Genomic DNA, 1,334 nt, shown 5'->3' with positions numbered 1-1,334 from the left:
AAATTCCATCCTTACCGAAAGGCACGTTGGCGGAAGGTGGTGACCGAGGTGAACCCACGGAACTCGTCAAAGAGCGCGTCAGTCTTGCTCGTGAGAGCATGCTCAATCGAAACGGCAAAGTAAACGCACTGCTCGGCAGCCGTGAGATTGAGGCATTTTGTCCGTTGCAAAAAAGCGATGCGGAATTTCTCGAAACTGCACTCCATCGGCTGGGATTATCGATTCGTGCCTATCATCGCATCATTAAAGTGGCCCGCACGATAGCGGATTTAGAAGGTGCTGAGCAGATTGAGCGTTCTCATTTGGCGGAAGCGCTCGGGTATCGCGCGATGGACCGATTGCTGAAACAACTCACGGCTCAAGCCGTATAGTGGTCATTTGAGAGGAGTTCGCGGCGAGTATTCACATGTTCGCCGCGAGAACCATGTTAGAAGCTGTAGGTAAAGCCTAACGACAAAAGGTATTCATTGTCGTCATAAAAGGTGTTGTTTGAATCGGTTTGGCTATAACCCGCGAAGGAAATGAACGACCACTTCTGCCATTCAAACACGTTTGGGTATTCGTAAGCGGCAAACAAGCTCAAGGTGTCATCACTGCGCGTTTTCGCAAAAGTTTGGCTCGCCGATTGATAATCTTTGAGTGCATAGCCTGCGGTTAAGGCTAAACGATGACGGTTGATGAACTTAAACCAACTTACGTCAAAGGCATAAGAGTCATACGATTCTGCTTTTCCATCCGCATCTTGGTTGATGTAGGTGAACGCGGGTTGCAGTAGCGATGTTTGGTCTAGTGAAATACGATATTCGCCTTTTACGTAATAAATACTGGCATCACGCGCGAGTGAACGGTCGGTGACTTCATCTTGTTCGACATCTTTATCGGCATAAGCTAAATCGAGGGTGAAGTTTCTATCGACCAAACCTTTGATTTGAAATCGATAGGCGTTACCACCTTCATCCGTTGTTTTACGAGCCGTACCTACTTGATAAGGATTACGCCACGTTTCGCCTTTGAGGACGGTCGGAAGGTAAGAGACATCCAATACTGTGCCTGACGGGAGTTCGTACTGATAGCCTAATTGAAAAGCCAGCGTACCGACTGCCACATCGGAACGCGTTGTACCAGCATACACTTGGTGGTTGAGCTGGTGACCAAACGTGTAGGCGATACTTCCGAGTGGCGCTGCGATGACGGTTGTGTCGCTTTCAGCGCTTTGGTTTAACGAGTCGATGGTTTTGCTGTTGTCGGTATTAAAGTTCGATTCCGATGAAATCACACCAGCATTGATTGAGATTTCGCCGCTGAACCCTGCAGTTTCAGCGAGTTGAGCCTGA

1 protein-coding gene and 1 pseudogene are annotated in these 1,334 nt (G+C 48.5%); one reads left to right on the top strand and one right to left on the bottom strand.

Annotated features, from left to right (window positions below; genetic code table 11):
• Positions 1–371 (top strand): annotated as a pseudogene (locus R8269_RS24600) (ATP-dependent protease); the annotation flags it as partial.
• Between the two features lie 56 nt (positions 372–427).
• Here R8269_RS24600 and R8269_RS24595 read toward each other — a convergent pair.
• Positions 428–1,334: DUF2860 domain-containing protein (locus R8269_RS24595; protein ID WP_318222828.1), on the bottom strand; the 907-nt coding region annotated here is incomplete at its 5' end.

This window comes from Vibrio sp. Vb0667, from assembly GCF_033391095.1.
Note: the sequence above shows the minus strand (reverse complement) of the source record. Positions and strands in the feature narration are given on the sequence as shown.